Origin of the sequence: Clostridium sp. AF27-2AA (genome assembly GCF_003478505.1) — a bacterium.
Lineage (GTDB): Bacteria > Bacillota > Clostridia > Lachnospirales > Lachnospiraceae > Brotaphodocola.
Genome location: NZ_QUFI01000027.1, coordinates 25,143 through 41,110 on the forward strand (window position 1 = coordinate 25,143; position 15,968 = coordinate 41,110).

The 15,968-nt window shown below is 41.6% G+C and carries 18 protein-coding genes and 2 pseudogenes; 19 read left to right on the forward strand and 1 reads right to left on the reverse strand.

Going from position 1 to position 15,968, the window contains the following annotated elements; all coding sequences use genetic code 11:
- Positions 1-80: 80 nt before the first annotated feature.
- From DWY84_RS13325 to DWY84_RS13350, 5 genes are all read left to right on the forward strand, one after another.
- Positions 81-383 (forward strand): hypothetical protein, encoded by a 303-nt coding sequence (locus DWY84_RS13325; RefSeq protein WP_118533861.1) that lies wholly within the window; start codon positions 81-83, stop codon positions 381-383.
- Between the two features lie 34 nt (positions 384-417).
- The gene (locus tag DWY84_RS13330) at positions 418-2,544 is read left to right on the forward strand and encodes an ATP-dependent helicase (protein WP_118533862.1); all 2,127 of its coding nucleotides are present in this window, start codon (positions 418-420) and stop codon (positions 2,542-2,544) included.
- Between the two features lie 90 nt (positions 2,545-2,634).
- A complete protein-coding gene (locus tag DWY84_RS13335; protein WP_118533863.1) occupies positions 2,635-3,144 on the forward strand; it encodes an isochorismatase family cysteine hydrolase in 510 nt (169 codons plus the stop codon).
- Between the two features lie 243 nt (positions 3,145-3,387).
- Positions 3,388-3,813 (forward strand): GNAT family N-acetyltransferase, encoded by a 426-nt coding sequence (locus DWY84_RS13345; protein ID WP_118533865.1) that lies wholly within the window; start codon positions 3,388-3,390, stop codon positions 3,811-3,813.
- Positions 3,814-3,953: 140 nt separating this feature from the next.
- Positions 3,954-5,384, forward strand: coding sequence for a hypothetical protein (locus DWY84_RS13350; protein WP_118533866.1), 1,431 nt, complete (start codon positions 3,954-3,956; stop codon positions 5,382-5,384).
- A gap of 175 nt (positions 5,385-5,559) precedes the next feature.
- Here DWY84_RS13350 and DWY84_RS13355 read toward each other — a convergent pair whose 3' ends face one another.
- The gene (locus tag DWY84_RS13355) at positions 5,560-5,937 is read right to left on the reverse strand and encodes a type II secretion system protein (RefSeq protein ID WP_118533867.1); all 378 of its coding nucleotides are present in this window, start codon (positions 5,935-5,937) and stop codon (positions 5,560-5,562) included.
- Between the two features lie 551 nt (positions 5,938-6,488).
- Here DWY84_RS13355 and DWY84_RS13360 point away from each other — a divergent pair.
- The 14 genes and pseudogenes from DWY84_RS13360 to DWY84_RS13430 all read left to right on the forward strand — a co-directional run bounded on the left by DWY84_RS13360 (position 6,489) and on the right by DWY84_RS13430 (position 15,877).
- Positions 6,489-7,085 (forward strand): nitroreductase family protein, encoded by a 597-nt coding sequence (locus tag DWY84_RS13360; RefSeq protein ID WP_347560802.1) that lies wholly within the window; start codon positions 6,489-6,491, stop codon positions 7,083-7,085.
- A complete protein-coding gene (locus DWY84_RS13365) occupies positions 7,078-8,130 on the forward strand; it encodes a restriction endonuclease (protein ID WP_182434961.1) in 1,053 nt (350 codons plus the stop codon). The genes DWY84_RS13360 and DWY84_RS13365 overlap by 8 nt, the downstream gene beginning before the upstream one ends.
- 39 nt (positions 8,131-8,169) lie before the next feature.
- A complete protein-coding gene (locus DWY84_RS13370; RefSeq protein WP_055176454.1) occupies positions 8,170-8,694 on the forward strand; it encodes a flavodoxin family protein in 525 nt (174 codons plus the stop codon).
- A gap of 146 nt (positions 8,695-8,840) precedes the next feature.
- A pseudogene (locus DWY84_RS17810) lies at positions 8,841-9,044 on the forward strand (DUF1016 N-terminal domain-containing protein); the annotation flags it as partial.
- Between the two features lie 58 nt (positions 9,045-9,102).
- The gene (locus DWY84_RS13380) at positions 9,103-10,131 is read left to right on the forward strand and encodes a hypothetical protein (RefSeq protein ID WP_118533869.1); all 1,029 of its coding nucleotides are present in this window, start codon (positions 9,103-9,105) and stop codon (positions 10,129-10,131) included.
- Positions 10,132-10,153: 22 nt separating this feature from the next.
- Positions 10,154-11,701: a hypothetical protein gene (locus tag DWY84_RS13385; protein WP_118533870.1), complete on the forward strand. Its 1,548-nt coding sequence runs from the start codon at positions 10,154-10,156 to the stop codon at positions 11,699-11,701.
- 259 nt (positions 11,702-11,960) lie between these two features.
- Positions 11,961-12,227, forward strand: coding sequence for a type II toxin-antitoxin system prevent-host-death family antitoxin (locus DWY84_RS13395; RefSeq protein ID WP_347560803.1), 267 nt, complete (start codon positions 11,961-11,963; stop codon positions 12,225-12,227).
- A complete protein-coding gene (locus tag DWY84_RS13400; protein ID WP_118533873.1) occupies positions 12,220-12,483 on the forward strand; it encodes a Txe/YoeB family addiction module toxin in 264 nt (87 codons plus the stop codon). The genes DWY84_RS13395 and DWY84_RS13400 overlap by 8 nt, the downstream gene beginning before the upstream one ends.
- A 165-nt stretch (positions 12,484-12,648) precedes the next feature.
- Positions 12,649-13,101: pseudogene (locus DWY84_RS13405) on the forward strand (Fic family protein); the annotation flags it as partial.
- Positions 13,102-13,121: 20 nt separating this feature from the next.
- Complete coding sequence (locus DWY84_RS17815) at positions 13,122-13,283, forward strand: hypothetical protein (RefSeq protein WP_243024861.1); 162 nt, start codon at positions 13,122-13,124, stop codon at positions 13,281-13,283.
- Positions 13,237-13,722: a winged helix-turn-helix transcriptional regulator gene (locus DWY84_RS13410; protein ID WP_243024862.1), complete on the forward strand. Its 486-nt coding sequence runs from the start codon at positions 13,237-13,239 to the stop codon at positions 13,720-13,722. The genes DWY84_RS17815 and DWY84_RS13410 overlap by 47 nt, the downstream gene beginning before the upstream one ends.
- 151 nt (positions 13,723-13,873) lie before the next feature.
- Positions 13,874-14,065, forward strand: coding sequence for a tyrosine-type recombinase/integrase (locus DWY84_RS13420; protein WP_118533874.1), 192 nt, complete (start codon positions 13,874-13,876; stop codon positions 14,063-14,065).
- 126 nt (positions 14,066-14,191) lie between these two features.
- The gene (locus DWY84_RS17585; protein ID WP_207665134.1) at positions 14,192-15,073 is read left to right on the forward strand and encodes a hypothetical protein; all 882 of its coding nucleotides are present in this window, start codon (positions 14,192-14,194) and stop codon (positions 15,071-15,073) included.
- 81 nt (positions 15,074-15,154) lie between these two features.
- On the forward strand, positions 15,155-15,877 hold the full coding sequence (locus DWY84_RS13430) for a hypothetical protein (protein ID WP_118533875.1): 723 nt from the start codon (positions 15,155-15,157) through the stop codon (positions 15,875-15,877).
- The last annotated feature ends 91 nt before the right edge of the window (positions 15,878-15,968 follow it).

A 15,968-nucleotide genomic window follows, 5' to 3' on the forward strand; every position in this document is an offset into this window, starting at 1 on the left:
TTCGAAGATAAAATCGAGGATACTTCCGAATATGATTCTGACCAGGGGCGCGGATAGCTAGCAGGTTTATTACAGAAGAGATGGCGAAGCAGTATTTTGCGATGTTCTGGGGCCGAACGGATGTATATGCGAAGCGGGGAAGGAATGGCGGTTATTTTCCCCAGTGTGATCATCGCTGGAATGACAGAATTTGTCCCAGACAAAGGGGAGAGAAGATTCGGTGTGGAGACTGTGAGTATACAAAATGGACAAAACTTACGGTGGAGAAGATCGTAGATCATTTAGCTGGTTACAAAGAAGATGGAACCGATGTGATTGGTGTCTATCCATTGCTTCCGGATGGAACCTGCCGTTTTCTTGAATTTGATTTTGACAAATTTTAGTTGTGCTGCCCCTTCAGGAAAGAGCATTAAAATCATGTTAACCTGGTCAGAATTTTACAATCAATTTTCCTTACAACTGAATGAACAGCAGCAAAGTGCCGTGCAGAGCGTGACTGGCCCGGTGCTTCTTCTTGCGGTTCCGGGCTCAGGAAAAACGACGATACTGGTTACACGCCTTGGTTATATGATCTTTTGCAGGGGGATTGCTCCGGAGAAAATTCTGACGGTAACGTACACGGTGGCGGCGACAAAAGATATGTCGGAGCGTTTTGCGAGTCGGTTTGGGCAGGATCTGGCAGACCGCCTGGAGTTTCGTACCATTAATGGAATCTGCGCCAGGGTGATTCAGTATTATGGACGGAAAACGGCACGGACTGCTTTTTCGCTTCTCACGGATGAGAAACGGATTTCCGCGATTTTGTCTGCAATCTATCAGAAAACGGAGCGGGTTTATCCGACGCAGGGCGATCTGAAGAATGTCCGAACCCTGATCACGTACATAAAAAATCGGATGCTGAATGAGAAAGAAATTGAGGCGTTAGATGAAACAGCCGAGATTCAGATTTCCGAGATTTATAAAGAATACTGCAAGCATTTGCGGGAAAACCAGCTGATGGATTACGATGATCAGATGGTTTATGCCTACAACATGCTGCGGAAAATTCCTTGGTTGTTAGAGTATTTTCAGGATCAGTATCCATATATCTGTGTGGATGAGGCCCAGGACACTTCCAAAATCCAGCATGCGATCATTGCGCTGCTGGCATCCAGAACGGAAAATCTTTTTATGGTAGGAGATGAGGACCAGAGTATTTACGGATTCCGTGCAGCTTATCCGGAGGCGCTGCTTGAGTTTGAGCAGCATCATCCTGGGGCAAAGGTTCTTCTGATGGAGGAAAATTTCCGCTCCGATGCGAACATTGTTCAGGCCGCGGATTCCTTTATCCAGAAAAATACGTTGCGTCATGAAAAACATATGCGTCCGTCAAGGCCAAAGCAGAGGGAACTGAGGGAGATTTCGGTTGCGAACAGAAACGCGCAGTATTCTTATCTTTTGAAGGTGGCAGCGGGGTGCACAAATCAGACTGCAGTTCTTTACCGGGATCATGAATGCGCTCTTCCGTTGATTGATCTTCTGGAACGAAACGGAATTCCATATCGGATGCGCAATGCGGACATGACATTTTTTACGAACCGGGTTGTGATGGATATCAGCAATATCATAAAGCTGGCGGCTGATCCGCAGAATACGGATTTGTTTTTGCAGGTTTATTATAAGCTTGGCACATATCTGCGCAAACAGGATGCCCATAAAATCGCGGATATCAGCAGAAAACAGAAATTGTCTGTCTGGGAGGCAGCCCTTCAGTACGGAGATCTGGATGGTTATGTAAAAGGCAGCATCAGCGCAATCCAGACACATATGAAGCATTTGCTGGAGGAACCGGCAGGCAAGGCAATTTACCGGATTGTTCAGTACATGGGATATCAGGATTACCTGACCAGAAGTGAGATTAAGGATAACAAACTGGATACCTTAAGGATTCTTGCGGCATTGGAGGAGTCACCAATCCGTCTGGTGGAGCGTCTGAGTGAGCTGCAGCAGATCATAAAGGAGAAGCCGCCGGATTACAGCTGCCCGTTTATTTTGTCAACGATTCATGCCAGCAAGGGACTGGAGTACGATACGGTGTATCTGCTTGATGTGATTGATGGAATTTTGCCGGATCAGGTTTTACAAAATCCCAGAACGGCATCCAAAGAAGAATTGGAAAGCTATGAGGAAGAACGACGTTTATTTTATGTAGGGATTACGAGAGCAAAAAATCAGCTGAATGTATTTACCATGAAGCCGCAAAGTTCGGATTTTTGTGATGAATTATTTGGTCGGAAGGTTCTAAAAAAGCCAATGGAAATACCAAAGAAAGCAGCTGTAGTGAACCAGCTCAAAATAAAACGTGAGCAGCCGAAAACAATTTCCGATACAGCGTATCAGGCATTTCTTGAGCAGCTTGGAGTTGGTATGGTCGTGGAGCATAAACGCTTTGGAGAAGGCGTGATCACAGGAATGCCAAAAGGAAAAATCAGGATTGCTTTTGAAGAAGGAACAAAGTCATTTCAGGCCAGGGCACTGGCTGAAAGCGGAATGCTGAAGCTGTGATCAGATACGCTATCTATTTCAGACGAATATCATCACCATAGAAAAGAAATTTTCACGAAGTTCTCAATATAATAAATTGGAGGAAAAAATATGAGCAGAGTATTAATTGTAATCGATATGCAGAATGATTTTGTGACAGGATCTCTTGGAAGCAAAGAAGCACGGGCCATTGTACCCAATGTGCAGGCTAAAATCAAAGAATATGCGGATCGCGGAGATCGGATATTTTTTACCAGGGACACGCATCAGGAAAACTATCTGGATACTGCGGAAGGAAAAAAACTTCCGGTAAAACATTGTATCAAAGGCACAGATGGTTGGCAGATTATACCGGAACTGGAAGCGGAAGGCTGTGAGTACATAGATAAACCGACCTTTGGATGGCTTAACTGGGGTGGATTTGGTGAGCATGATGAAATAGAGCTTGTGGGTGTATGTACCGACATCTGCGTGGTTTCCAATGCTTTGATTTTGAAGGCCATGTATCCAGAGGCTGTGATTTCGGTAGATGCAGGCTGTTGTGCCGGGGTTACGCCGGAAAAACATGAGGCTGCGCTGGAGACAATGAAGAGCTGTCAGATTGATGTGTGGGGCGAGTAGAAGAATGCAAGTTAACAGCTGTCTACAAAACGTTCAAAATTCAGATCGACTTAGGAAAATAAATATTGGTCATCAATCTGACAGACGAGTTCTCTGATCAAGCCAAAGAAAAAGCAGATGAAAACGGAATCATTCTGATCAACGGATTAACATTTGCGTCTCTTCTTATGAGGTATGGAATAGAGGTTGATATACGATAAAGTGCCTGGTCGGCAAATCGGAAGTTGAAGGAGCATCACCGTTATGATTAGAAAATTACGAAAAGCGGATATAAATAAAGTTGCTGATATATGGTTGGATACTAATATAAAGGCCCATTATTTTATCCCTGCTCAATATTGGAAAAGAAATTTTGATTTAGTAAAAGAACTGCTATTACAGGCCACTGTCTATGTTTACGAGGATAAGCAGGAAATACAGGGGTTTGTAGGGCTGAGTGACGAATACATTGAAGGTATTTTTGTTTCTGCCGAAATGCAGTCTCAAGGTATAGGCAAAATTTTGTTAAACTATGTAAAGGGGAAAAGAAACAATTTACTTTTAAATGTATATCAAAAAAATGCACGGGCAATATCTTTTTATCAAAGAGAAGGGTTTGAAATCCAGTGCAATGGCATTGATGAAGCTACCGGGGAAAGAGATTATGCAATGGCATGGCAACGGAAATAGATGCCATTGTGAATGCCACAAATGATGGCCTTTGGGAAGGCAGTGGTGTTTGACAAATGGGGAAAGTAAATAATAAACTGTTCTATTTGTGATTTTATGTTATCATAATAAGAAAAGCATATCACACAAAGGAGAACCCCATGATTCTGTTTTCGACTGTTTTAAGATTAAATAAGAATTTTACCCAGGATGATTTTATAAAGACTGTGATTGAGTGGAACCAGAACAGCCCGCATCCGGAGAATGTGATTTCGGGAATCGCATGGAACGGGGAGCGGAGCGCACGATATGGGACGGACAAGCTGTGGCTTGCGCTAGAGGAGTACCGGAATGAGAACATTATAGCGGTGCGTTATGAGAAGGTGGAGGCCAACGGTACCATCTGGGACAGCGACTATATTATGAATTTTAATACCATGAAAATGGCAATTCAGCTGGACAGAAGTTATACGGAAGATGCGCTGATCATGGATCCTGCATTTTCTACTCCGTATTTTATCCGGCTTCTGATTGAGAAGGGATATCTGCGCGCGGACGGTGATCTGCAGATTACGGAAAAACCGGTTCTGGTAACAGAAACAGAAGTCCCCAATCTGGCTGATGTGATCAATGGGCAGGCGAAGCATGACCTTCCGATTGTTTATGTATCAAAAAACGCAGAAGGAACGACAATGGTGAATACCTGGGATATGGCATACCGTCTGAAAGGGGTTGCACATGTCCTGGCGGCAGAAAACTCACAGATAGATACGCTGCTCAGTGCAGCGTGTGCGGACCAGAATGAAAAGAATGGTTCTGTTGGAATCTATTATCCAAATACGGCTGCAAAGAACAGGACATTTCCATACCACGTATATGAAGATGGCGGTAAAATGCTGGCAGACCGCATGGTGCGGAATGTCATTGACTATTGTAACGCGCAGCTGGCGGATCCGCTTTATACCTGGCAGGGCGTGAATAATGCGCTGCTATTAGACCGTCTGAAGGCTCGGACTCTTGAATTTCAGACAGCAGAACTGGAAACCAGGCGTATGAGGGAGGAAAACTATGAACTTCTCGATTCTGTAGATAAGGATCTGGTCCGCTTAAGAAAACAGGTGGAGGAACTCACCAGAACCAATGAAGCTTTAAAGTATGAAAACCAGGGTCTGCGCTCCAAATTAAACCGTACGGATGCCGCACCGATTCTGTACCTGGGCGAGGAAACAGAGCTTTTCCCGGATGAGATCAAGGCAATTCTTCTGGACGCGCTGGAGGCAGAATTACCCAAGTACGAGGAAAAGACACGCAGACATACGGTAATTGAAGACGTGATCCGCGAGAACGACTGCAAGAAAACAGCCGGAGAAAAGGCTGAGAAGCTGAAAAATCTGCTGAAAGGCTATAAGTCCCTGAGCGGATCCCTGAAACGGGAACTGCAAAATATGGGATTTGAGATCACCGATGACGGAAAACACAGCAAGCTGACCTACTACGGAGACAGCCGTTACATGGCAACCCTGGCGAAAACACCGAGCGATGGACGGTCGGGGAGTAATATTGCGGCGGAGATGATCCGGACGATGTTTTAGAGGGCGCAGGAATCATTTGCTGACAGAACTGACGCAGGCTGTTCGAAGCATAGATGAAAAAGATTTGGAACCACGCCAGATTGCATCCGTGTTGGGTGGAAGGCCAGGGTAAATAAGAAAAAGGCCTATAGGACGGAGTACTCCGTTCCCACAGGCTCCCCATGGTACTATATTCTTAGTCTTCTGGAAGCATTAATTGACACTTGCCATGATAGGCATTGCAAGTATACAACAGGTTGTATCCACCATTATTGTCTTCGGGTGAAACCCATAGACATCCGGCTTTTAGTTTTACAGTATGTCCTGTTAATTGAAAAGAAGTGAGCCCTGGCTTTCCCCATTCATTCAAGTATTCATCCTTGACTGTTTCTGTTTCCATAAAATCATACTGGAGCTGCGAATAGTAGCTTCTTACATTGGCCCAGTCTGTCGCAACTCTGGCTTTATGAAGCTGCTGACTGAAGATCGGAACGGAGATCGCTACAAGAACTCCAATAATAGCAACAACGACCAGGAGCTCTGACAGCGTGAATCCATCGTTTTTCTTTTTCATAGCACTTCACCTCCTTATATAATCAAGTGTTTTCTATTGAAGATTCCTTTGTAATCAAACGCTCTGGTGTAGTGCATTTCACTTCCGGCATCAATTCCGAGTACCAAAGTTTTTTCTGTAATAGCTTCAATTTTCAACATTCACGTTTTTTGTTATACAGGAAGCTCCGATTTCGTTCAACTATTATATCTTGAAAACGTAAAAACACAAATGGAATCTATAAGGATTCGAAGGCAGAAGAGCATATTGATCGTTCGATCTTTCGAGGTCTGCTGGGAGAGTATCCGCAAACCGAAGAAGTAATTAAGCGAAGCCGCGAAAGCGGCTTTTAGCTGGCAAGGTGCTTGTATGGAGCGTTTACTATGTGTAGAAGAATAAGATATTTTGTGATAAAATGAGATTTGTGGAAATTTACGCTGAAGGCAATTGCATGCAGAACCGCCGGGCAGATGATTTCTACAATCACACCATCATGCGTGCGGTGATACAAATCGCAAGTTAACAGCTGTCTACAAAACGTTCAAACTTCAGATCGACTTAGGATAATAAATATGATTGATGCTATAAGGGATAGAAGAAGTATACGAAAATATAAAAGTGAACCTGTCAGGAAAGCTCTGATCGATCAGATTCTACAGGCGGGGATTCTGGCACCTTCATCTAAAAACTGGCAGCCGTGGAAATTTATCGTTGCTACGGGAAGCGCGAAGGATGAAGCATGCCGTGTGATGGAAGACGGTATTAGCCGCGAAAGGTCTGCTCCGTTCATTCTGGAGAGACGTGAGCATATCGGTGGCGCGGAGCATACGGTTCAAATCATGAAACAGGCTCCAGTCCTGATTTTTGTGGTGAATCCATTGGCTTCAGGCTTCGATAAGGCACTATCAAACGATGAAAGGGTGTCGGATATCTGCAATGCGCAGTCTATCGGGGCCGTCATCGAAAACATGATGCTGGAAGCTACGGACCTGGGGTTAGGAAGTCTCTGGATCTGCAATTCTTTCTTTGCACAGCAGGAACTAAGCGAGTGGGCCGGAGGCGAGCTGTACGCCATTCTGGCGCTGGGATATCCGGATGAAGCTCCGGAAGCTAGACCGAGAAAGAACATGGAGAGTGTGGTCGAGTGGAGGGGAAAGTGGAATGAGTAATTACTACGTTTTCCGAATAAATTATGATGATCGTTTTAAGCTGATTCGAAGAGAATTGGTAAATCATCATCTGTTGAGACAGGGCTGGGGAACCTATGGCATGGCTCTGGATTCCTCGTATGATACCTTTAAGGCAGGGTGGCAGTCTGAATGGGAAAAGGATCTTCCAGACGAAATGATGCGCGCCCGGTACAATAATCTTTCCATCATGCTGAAAATCGAGCCGGGGGATTATATCATCGTACCGAAGGTCAGCGTGGAGGAGGATTATGTGTGCCGAAGCTTCGTCATCGCAAAATGTAAGAAGAAATATTATTTTGATGTTCTTGCGGAAGCAGAGGATTTCGGTCATATCATAGAGGTCGAAGATGTCTTCAGCTGCAGCTATGATAAGAATCTTCATGCTCAGAATATTAAGAGCAAGTTTATAGCGTATCAGTCTCCGTTGAATCATGTACGGAGTGAATCCTTCAAGGAATCCGTAGATGAGCTTGTGCGTTTGCATGCAGAGCAGCCGGACGAATTTGCAAAGAACAGCACAGATCTGATTTCCATGATCGGCCGAGCGACTGCATCAGCGAGAAATCAATACCTCGAACAGATCAAAAGCGTGCTGCAGAAGATCGATAATCATAAATTTGAAGATATCATCGGAGAGCTGTTTATAAAGAACGGCTACACGCTGACAGATAACAACTGGTATGACGGGGAAGGCGGTGATGTGGATCTGGTCTTCGAATGCTTTAACCGGAACACCCTGATGTATAACATCTATGAAATCTGCGATGTAAAGATGCCGCATATTTATGTTCAGGCAAAAAAGAAGACCGGCAAAGACATTGGCGATATCGTAGGTGTAGATCAGCTTGTGAAGATGGAGGAGCGGATTCCGGAGAAAAACGCCATTCTGATGGTGATCAATCTGACGGACGAGTTCTCCGATGAAGCTAAAGAAAAAGCTGATGAAAACGGAATCATTCTGATCAACGGATTAACATTTGCGTCTCTTCTTGTGAGGTATGGAATCGAAGTTGATATACGATAAAATGTCTGGTCGGTAAATCGGAAGTTGGAGGATACACGCATGAAAATTGTAATCATTAATGGAAGTGCCAGAAAAGGAAATACGCTGGCAGCAATCAATGCATTTATAAAAGGAGCGTCAGAAAAGAATAAAATTGAAATCATTGAACCCGACAAACTCAACATTGCACCATGCAAGGGATGTGGTGTCTGTCAATGCTCTAAGGGATGCGTCGATAAGGATGATACAAATTCTACAATTGATAAAATTGCTGCCGCAGATATGATTCTGTTTGCTACACCAGTTTATTGGTGGGGAATGTCAGCACAATTGAAACTTATCATTGATAAGTGCTACTGCCGTGGATTGCAGTTAAAAAACAAAAAAGTTGGCACAATTGTTGTAGGTGGTTCTCCCGTAGGCAGTATCCAGTATGAGCTGATTGATAAGCAGTTTGACTGTATGGCAAAATATCTTTCATGGGATATGCTTTTCAAAAAATCATATTACGCAACAGCCAGAGATGAACTTGAAAAAAATAAGGATTCCATGAACGAACTTGAGTGGATCGGAAAAAATTTATAAAGCACACACCAAATTCGGATTTGCTACTCCTATATTATGATATTGGAACGCTTATTAACGAATACAAAACATGGGGAAATAAATTTATTGATAATCTTTCTTATGATATTCAGATAGCTATTCCAGAGAGATAGGGGTATTCCGTCCGAAACCTGAAGTATATGGCAAAGTTTTCCGCCTGTTTTTCTGATAAAAAAATTGTGCAAGAGGTGCTTGCACAAATTACCTGGTATCATAATATTGCTTTGATGGATAAGGTCAAAAACAATGTGGTTGCAGAATATTTCCTCAAGGATATTTCAGAGCCGATTGGTGTAAGCGAATATAAAATAACCATTTGCTGGAATTGAGTTATCAACTGACCCGGTAACGCAGACGAAATGGCAGATGGGTTTTGGGAGGTGCGATATGCAGATACATTATTTTCAGAGATACCACTCCAAAGAGAATGTGGATACTTCAAACACCATGCTGATGCTCTCTCGTTTGTATAACTATAACTCTGATAAGTTCTTTTCTATGCTGAATAGTCTTATTCTTGGAGAGGACGAAAGCCCGGAGATCACCTTTGATTTGCAGGTTGTTGGTGACGATAGTGTTCCGGATGCGATTATCAGCCAAAAGAGCTTCAAAATAGTGGTGGAAACAAAGCTCTACAATCAGTTTTATAAGCAGCAGCTTGTGAATCATCTGGAGCAGTTCGGTGCTGAGGATATAAAGGTTTTACTCACCCTTGATCCCAAGCCGATGAAACCGCAACTGTTTAATGAATTGGCGGTTGAACTGAAAAAGTATAATAGCGAAAATGCAACCAGACTTATCCATCCGATCAAGCACGTCAACTTGACATTCGAGCAGCTTGTGGACGCTATGGAGGATATTGTTGACGACAGAGATACGGAAATCATTGCCGTTTTAGACGATTTCAAGAAGTATTGCTTTGATGAAAAGCTGATACCGGATGGCTATAAATGGATGAGAGCAATCGTAGCCGGTACAACTTTTCAGGACAATATGGATTTGGATTTGTTCTATGACCAGGAATCCCGCAACTTCTCAGAACATGGATATATCGGCTTGTATAAAGACAAGAGTATCCGTGCCATTGGTAAGCTGAAAAAGACCATCATCGCAGTTGAAAATAACGGCAGCATGACTTATCGTGCCGAAAGCGGAGCCGAACCTACCGCAGATGAGATTGAACGCATCAACGAGGCAATCCGTCGTGCAGATCATTATGGCTATAACCTTCAGACGATTAGCCATAGATATTTCATCGTTGAAAAGTTCTACCCGATGGACTTTAGAAAAAGCAGTAAAAACCCGATTCAAAAAAGCAAATTCTTCAATCTTGCTGATATGTTCGGATATAAAACAATACCTAACACCGATGTAATCGCAAATGATCTGAACGGTCGGACTTGGGAGGAGTTTTAACCTGATTCGGAAGGAGGCCGCAATGGAGTTTTTAGAGCAAGTACACTTATTCGCCACAAAGTGGATTGAGAAATTTAGAGATCAGAAAATCAGCTACATAGAGCTGGTTGACCATTACTTGGCCGATGATTGTCAGGCATTGGGATTCCAGATGGATTGCGGCCATGCCTTTTCAGAAAAATATGGCGATGCAGCAAGCAGTTGTGATGCGCTAAATCGTATCATTGACGAGGTCACGGACATTAAATTGCTTGGCTCGGCAATTTATTCCCAATGGCGATATTTTAATCATTGGGCATACGATGCAGCAGCCATCTTGAACCCCGAAAATCGTTCGTGGTTTATTCTGGCATTGAGCCGCCTTGCCCTGCTTTCCGGCGAGAATCCCTTCCTCTTCAAAGGAGAGCTTAGAAAAATTCGGCTTGTTTCCAATCGACTTGGTTATGGGCCTTGCCCGGAACCGGACGAAGAAGTTGAACAGCACATAACCCTTAATGCAGAAGGGCAAGTATGGTTTTCTTCGTATGTTTTCGGGCAGCGCAGAGATGGTCGATATGAAAAAGCCCATAGTCAGAATCTGCGAATTGATAAAGCGGTTGCCGACAGAATCATTTCTGCGTTTACAGAGTATTTCAGCAATGGATACGATGAAGTCGTTGCAACTGATATTGGAAACTGGAATATGGAGCTGACCAATACCGCAGGAAAGGTCTATCAGTTCAGCGGTTCGTTATGCTCGTTTTTTGAAGTGGACGGAATTGACCTTTCAGATCTGCTTCGTGACAGCTTGAAAATGCCTGATTTGTATGCCTTTGATGGGAATAATAAGCCTGATATGGTGAATCGAATCGAAGTAAACTATCATCGAATCACAAAGATCAAGCCAAAGGTTCCTATTTCAGAACACGCAGAATACGCTGTCTGGGATTATGCAGAGTCTTTAATTATGGACAGAGAGAGCGAAAGTATTGAACACATTCAGAATATCGGTTCTGGGTGTTCTGTAAGCAGAAAATACAAGGTTGAGGGCGGGGTTGAAAGCCTTCTTGAAGATATGGATGCGGAAAGCATCTTTGACCATATAGAAGGAAATCCGGAGAATGTAGTGGTTGATCCGCTTGAAACCATAGACTACACCATTAAGGTTATTTCTCAAAAGGGCAATGAAAAGCTCATTCAAGGAAGCTACGATAAAAAGGGGCTTCCGGATGATTGGGCGGAGTTTATGGAGTCCGTCTTTGAATTTATGTCTTTCTACGGGTGGGGTGAAATTATGAACCCGTCTGTGTATGGAAAGGTGCGGCGCTGTGACAATGATATTATCTATTGCAGCGTAGAGTTTGAAGATGGGTGTAAGAGCTACTACTATATTTCGGATGACGATTCTATTCAGGTGGGCGATTTCGTGATCGTTCCTGCTGGCAAAGATAATCACGAAGCAGTAGTTGAAGTCGTAAAGAAAGAATACTTTGCAGAGGAAAATGTGCCTTTGCCGATGGAGAAAACAAAACATATTATCGGGAAATGTACGGAAGATGATTTTGACCTTCCGGGCGATGAACCTATTTGACTTCCTGATAATAACTAAAAAGTCCGCCAGTCATGATGCGCTGCGCATTGTACTGGTGGACTTTTTCTGTAAGGAAATCCCTTATGGCTATATCCGAAACCAGGAAAAGAATACATTCGATGTTGACGAAGAAACAGCGCCTGTGGTTGTTCGTATTTTTGAACAGTAATATTTTACTTCGGATTGCATACACTATATTGACGTACAAAATATTGTACGTTATAATAAGGATACCGAATATTGTACGAAATGAGGTGATATGATGTTAGCGGTTAATTATTCAAATCTTCGGGACAACATGAAAAATTATATGGATCAGGTAACGGATGATTATGAAACTATGATTGTCACCAGAAAGAATAATAGAAACGTGGTAATTTTGTCAGAGGAAAGCTACAATAATCTGATGGAAAATGCGCATATCCTTGGGACTAAGGCTAATTATGACTGGTTGATGGAATCCAAAGTACAGTTGGAACGTGGACAGTTTGCAAAGCATGATTTGATTGAGGTAGGCGATGAATAAAGTTTTTACTGATAATGGATGGGCAGATTATGTTTATTGGCAGACTGAGGACAGGAAAACACTGAAAAAGATTAATCAGCTCATAGAAGACATTTGCCGTAATGGTAATGAGGGCATAGGAAAGCCGGAGCCGTTAAGAGGTGATTTAGCCGGATTTTGGAGCCGCCGCATAAATGATAAAGACAGATTGGTATATAGAATAGATGATGCCAATGTTTATATCATTGGTTGCAGATTCCATTATGGAGATACTTAAACCGCACATTTTATAAGGAAGAAAGAGCATCAGCAGAGTAAAATCTGTTGGTGCTTTTTGTTTGCCTTTTTAGCACAATAGGCGTTCAGCAGTGAGATATTTTCAGATAATTTCTTGTTTGTCCTACTGCCGGTTGCCGTACCAGAGTATCAAATACCGTCATAAAAGTTCATCAAAGAACTTCACTTGGTTTTGAAGAACGGCACCAGCGATTCCAGAAAAGACTGGTTTGCTATTGGCGCGTATAAGAAACTCCCGAATGAAGTCGGCGGCAGTGATACAGCCCTTCCAGAAGAAGTTGGCGATAAAATGAAGGCCTTGCTGACAGAATATAACGCCAAAGAAGAAAAGACCTTTGAGGATATTCTGGACTTCCATGTGAAGTTTGAGCGGATCCATCCGTTCCAGGACGGCAACGGACGTGTGGGCAGATTGATTATGTTTAAGGAGTGTCTGAAATACAATATCGTTCCGTTCATCATTGAGGACAATCTGAAAATGTTCTATTACCGTGGATTGAAAGAATGGGACAACAAAAAAGGATATCTGACAGATATCTGCCTGACTGCACAGTACAAGTATAAAGCGTATTTAGATTATTTTAGAATTGCACATTAAGCAGGAAACGGGGTGCAGCTATGTCGGAAGAAAAGAACTGGCAATTTGAACTGGAAGAATATATCAAACAGGGTGAACCTGGTCAAATTGAAAAGAGTGAAGCATGGCAGACTGCAATCGGCTTGCAGGCGGTGGATGGTTGGGTTTGCTTCGGATATTTGGCAGATTCATCCGTTCTGTGAAGGAAACACCAGAGCAACGGCTGTTTTTATGATCAAATACATGAAGACCTTCGGGTTCAAAGTAAACAGCGATGCTTTTGAGAAGAACTCTAGGTATTTCCGCAACGCTTTGGTAAGAGCTAATTATAACGATCTGCAAAATGGTATTCATGCTACAACAAAGTTCTTGGAAATGTTCTTCAGCAATTTAATTTTGGGAACGGAATATGAGCTGAAAAACAGATATATGCACATAGACTGTGTGCATGATAATTCCCAAAGTGTCATCCCTAAAGTTCCAAAGTCTCAATTTGACACTTTGGAATGCACTTTAGAAGAACTGGCCGTTTTGAGATTGATTTACAAGAATCCGTCCATTAAGCAAAAAGAGCTTGCTGCAGAGACAGGAAGATCTCTTAGCACCGTAGTGTTACGGAGACCGCCCGGGCAAATGGCCTGAATGTCTACTACTACATGAAGTATTTGCTGACAGAACTGACGCAGGCGGTTCGAGCCGATGGAAGTATAGATGAAATAGATTTGGAACCACTCATGCCGTGGTCAAAAGACCTTCCGGTTGAGTGTTACAAGCGCCGCAAGTAAAATCGGGAATGAATCCAAAGACACTGCAGTACCTCATGGGGCATTCGGATATATCGGTTACAATGAATGTGTACACACATATCGGATTCGATGATGCTGAGGAAGAATTGAAACGGATGGAAGAGTTTAGAAAAGCACAGGCGGAGATTGAAAAGAAAAATGAGAAACCGATGTCGCAGAAAATGTTTAAGGCAATATAATATAGAAGATTTGTGACGCTCTGGCTTTATGGCTGGGGCGTTATTTTTGTGGAAAAAACACTAAGCCACTGATATAATATATTTTGGAGAAATGTTGTATTGGAGGTAAACCAAATGAAATAGTTTTTGTATTTAGACACAGATATAGTAAATTCTATTATTGCTCAAGCGGAAAAGGGGATAATAACTCAAAGAACTATCGAGGCGTCTGAAACCAAAAATAAGAATCGAAGAAAATTGTTTTCTCCTAAAGTAAATGCATCTTCTTCTGGAGGTTTCTGGAAATTTGTAGAAGCAAAAGCTCAATTAGAAATGTCGGGAGAATTTGAAGGTGTTATGTCAAATGGACATGCATCTAAAGATGTAATAGAAAAAGTTTTGCATGACGCAGCATTTGATGAGGCATGCAAATACATAAAAATTCATGATGTTAAAGAAGGAATACAGGATTTTGATGAAGAAGGCAATTATCTGAAATTATGGAGGGAGTTTACATTTGTTGACTTAGATTACTTAGAGAATATTTTTCAGATTGGAGAAGATTCTACACTAATGAAGGAGTTGTCAAAAGAACAAATAGAAAAGAAAGCTTCTGAATCAACAAACAGGAAACAGCGAAGAAATAATAAAGATAAATTTAATCAATTGTTGGATGAAACAATTGAAAAGAGTGCTGGGCAAATTGATATGCTCAATTCAATGATACGTTTGCTGAAGAGACTGATTCCATACAAAAGGTTGTTGTTGTCTAAAGATGGATATATTATACCTGTTGATGATAAATATTTTAGAATTGATTCAAAGTGTATGGGATTTAAGTATGGAGGTTCAATCACATGCATTGGAATGGTGACTAATTTGATTGGTGAAGATTTTAACCCTACAGATAACGATTATGTTTTTGAAAAAATTCAATTTTCAGCACACGAAGCATTAAGAGGATTGCTTCCTATAAAAGAAAAGAACCTCTGTGTAATTCATCCGATTGCAATTTATTACGGAGAGTAATTATTGCATTTAATATAAGCAAAATAATAATGAAAACATATATTTCACGTATTTCAAAATGATTAGGAAGGATGATATAAATTGAGAAAAGTTTTGAAAATAATTGGATTTATAGCGTTGATAATAGTTGTACCATTGCTAATTGATTTGTTTATATTTGGCAATGCGTTTCCTAGTAATATTGATAATCAAGCATGGGCAGGATTTTTGGGAAGTTATCTTGGTGGAATAGCAACATTAGTAGCAGTTTTTATTACTATTTCAGATAACAATAAGAAAATAGAAGAACAAAAATTATATGAGCAAGAACGCATAGCAGAGGAAAAGAAAGCTGCAGTAAAACCATATCTTGATACTCGTTATATTTTCTTTAATGAAGATGCAGAATTTGGACTTAATGATAGGGTGTTTGATATTAAGGATGGTATAGTGGATAAGGTTCGATATGGTTTGACATCAATGGATGAGAAGTATATAAAAATGAGACAAACAGTACCTAGTTTTGTATATCTTAAATATATAATCAGAAATATTGGCGCTGGTAGTGCTGTAAATATGCAGGTTAATGTAAATGGTTTTTCTGAAAAAATCACAATTGCAAAAGATGAAACAGTTAACCTTTATATGCTCATTAGTCTGGGTAATGAAAAATCGGTTCCTTTTAATGTGTTATTGGATTATTGGGATGTTGAAAAAAGAGCACATTATAATCAGTCGGAAGAATTTGAGATTATAATTGATGGAACACATCAAAAAATTCAAGATAAAGAGCGTAAGCCACAAATTGAAATTAAAAATCCTTAGTAGTAGGAATTTTCGTTTTACTACTAATTTTACTACTAACAGGTAGTAATAACGTAAGCGCTTAAATTCTGGGTAACTAGCTATCGTCTTC